The sequence below is a fragment of the Mesorhizobium sp. M1A.F.Ca.IN.020.06.1.1 genome (assembly GCF_004023265.1).
Classification (GTDB): Bacteria; Pseudomonadota; Alphaproteobacteria; order Rhizobiales; family Rhizobiaceae; genus Mesorhizobium.
In genome coordinates this window covers 1-2,090 of record NZ_RZSR01001010.1, presented here as the reverse complement: position 1 = coordinate 2,090, position 2,090 = coordinate 1, and the positions used below count along the sequence as shown (strand labels likewise).

Genomic DNA, 2,090 nt, shown 5'->3' with positions numbered 1-2,090 from the left:
GTTTCGGCGCAGCTGTGCGGTCTCGCTGCACATCGTCGAGACGATTTCTGCACTGACCGCCCGCTGCTGGCACCGGGCCTCGTCGACCCGCAATCCGGTCCGTCGGGCCTTCTTTGTGTCGCCGCAATTCCCATGCCCAAAGAGCCGGAGCCGGAGCGCGCCTTCAATAGCGCCGTAGGGACGGCGGAGGTCGGAGTCGACGACCCGCTGGCGGTCTTGGCTCTACAGAAGCCGTCCCCGCCTGGCGCGGGCCCGGTTCGCGGCGCTCACTTATGCGGGGTGCAATACACGCCTTGGGATTCCAAAAGGACGGCGCCACCCTTCAATTCGGTCAGGGCGCCGACCCAGGCGTCGGAATAGGTACGACTGGCGTCCACCGCCGTCAGCCAGATGACGCGATTGTCGGCGAGTTCCACCTTGACCTCGCTTTGGAGAGGACTTGCCTGCACCGTCTGCTGATAATGCCGCTTGATGCGGACATCGCCGCTCGGGAACTCGACATTGTTGTTGTCGTAGTTGAGCAGAAATCGAGCATCCAACTGAGCCACCTTGCAGGAGCCGTCGCGTTCACACACAATTTTCGCCGCCGTCGCGCAATCCCATCTGAGGCCAGCAGGCCACATCGGATTGCTGCCGGCCCCCTTGGACTGATCGCCTTGAGCGGCAGCACCTACGCTCGCAGCCGCCGCGACGGCCAACAATATCGCCCTAACCATCCGCTCCGCACACCTCGCTGTTAGGCACCATCAAAATCAGATCGCGCTGGCGCATCATGCCGACGGAGGCAAGCGCGCTGTAATGCCCCAGCGCGGCGGCTGCCGCATCAAGAGCGGCGTTGCAGCCGACCCGCGTCGAGATCTCGGCTAAAGCTGCCCTGAAAATGGTTGTCCTGTCCGGTTGATCGCTCATAAATTGACACTACACTTTGGGTACGGGTATGACAATTGCCGGGAAGGCGATTGGCACAAACCGGTTCACCAAAGGTCCCCTCGTGATGATCATATCTGCTGCTATCGCCAAAGGTGGCACGGGCAAATCGACCCTGCTGCGCGCGCTCGCTTCCGTCGCCCTCAATCGCGGCTACGCGGTGACACTCATCGACGGCGACGTTCGGCAGAACATGAGCCGGTGGGTTCAGATGCTCAGGGAGGCCGGCAATCGTCCCGAGACCCTCCAGCTCATCAGCGCCACAACGCCGCGCGAGATCCTGGAGGCGGCAGAGCTGCACAATGGCGATCGCAGCGTGGTGCTGATCGACACCGAAGGCACCACGAACGACAATCTCATGGCCGGGCTGTTTGCCGCTGATATCGTCGTGGTGCCGATCTTCTTCGCGCTCGACGACGTGACCGCTGCAATCCAGATCACCGATCACTACATTCCACTCGCGGTCGAAACACGCCAGCGCCTGCTGCCAGCGGTGTTTGTCCTGACAAAACAGACCATCATCGATGCGAAGGCGAGAGCCTTGAGCGAACTGCGCGCAATCATCCAGGCGAACGGCACGCCGATCGCCGAACATGTGCTGCAAAACCGTGTCGCGTATCGGGACCTGCAAAGCGGCCAGACACTCTATAGCCCCGATCAGCCTGACGCGAAGGCAATTGCCGAAAGTGAAGGCGTCTTCGACGACGTTCTCAAGACCTTCATGGAAGCAATGAGGAAGGCAGCATGACCGAGAAAGGCACACCGGCGTCACCGGATGACAAGAAGGCTCGCATGATGCGGGCGATCTCCACTGAGCCGCCGACGCTGCCGAGCATGTTCATCGCTCCGAAATCCGATCCCGCCCCTCAGCCGCTTGCCGCCGCATCCGAGGCGGCATCGCAGGCTGAAGCCGTGCCGGATTCACCTCGGCCGGACTTCCGCAAAATGCTGCGACAGGGCCAAAAGAAGGATCCGGTTGCCGGCAAGAAGATTCGCGAAGAGGAAATGGTGCGTTGCGGCTATTATCTTACCGCCGGCGAACAGCGCCAATTCAAGCTGCTCGCGATCAGCAACGGCCACAGCATGACCGAGCTGCTGCGCCAGGCGGTGCAGGACTACATCAACACCCATAGGCACAAGCTGCCGAACGATTAGGTCAGCGC

General features: G+C 61.5%; 4 protein-coding genes. 2 read left to right on the top strand and 2 right to left on the bottom strand.

Going from position 1 to position 2,090, the window contains the following annotated elements:
* Nucleotides 1-266: 266 nt before the first annotated feature.
* Nucleotides 267-698 carry a hypothetical protein gene (locus EOA60_RS30255; RefSeq protein WP_245479256.1) on the bottom strand — a complete coding sequence of 144 codons (432 nt, stop codon included), beginning with the start codon at nucleotides 696-698 and terminating at the stop codon, nucleotides 267-269.
* Nucleotides 699-708: 10 nt separating this feature from the next.
* Entirely contained in the window at nucleotides 709-909 is a 201-nt protein-coding gene (locus tag EOA60_RS30250) for a hypothetical protein (protein WP_127335734.1), read from the bottom strand.
* A 28-nt stretch (nucleotides 910-937) separates the two neighbouring features.
* On the opposite strand from EOA60_RS30250, the gene EOA60_RS30245 reads away from it, so the two are divergent.
* Together EOA60_RS30245 and EOA60_RS30240 are read left to right on the top strand one after the other, a co-directional pair.
* The gene (locus EOA60_RS30245; protein WP_128312420.1) at nucleotides 938-1,675 is read left to right on the top strand and encodes a ParA family protein; all 738 of its coding nucleotides are present in this window, start codon (nucleotides 938-940) and stop codon (nucleotides 1,673-1,675) included.
* A gap of 44 nt (nucleotides 1,676-1,719) precedes the next feature.
* Nucleotides 1,720-2,082 carry a hypothetical protein gene (locus EOA60_RS30240; RefSeq protein WP_127336056.1) on the top strand — a complete coding sequence of 121 codons (363 nt, stop codon included), beginning with the start codon at nucleotides 1,720-1,722 and terminating at the stop codon, nucleotides 2,080-2,082.
* The last annotated feature ends 8 nt before the right edge of the window (nucleotides 2,083-2,090 follow it).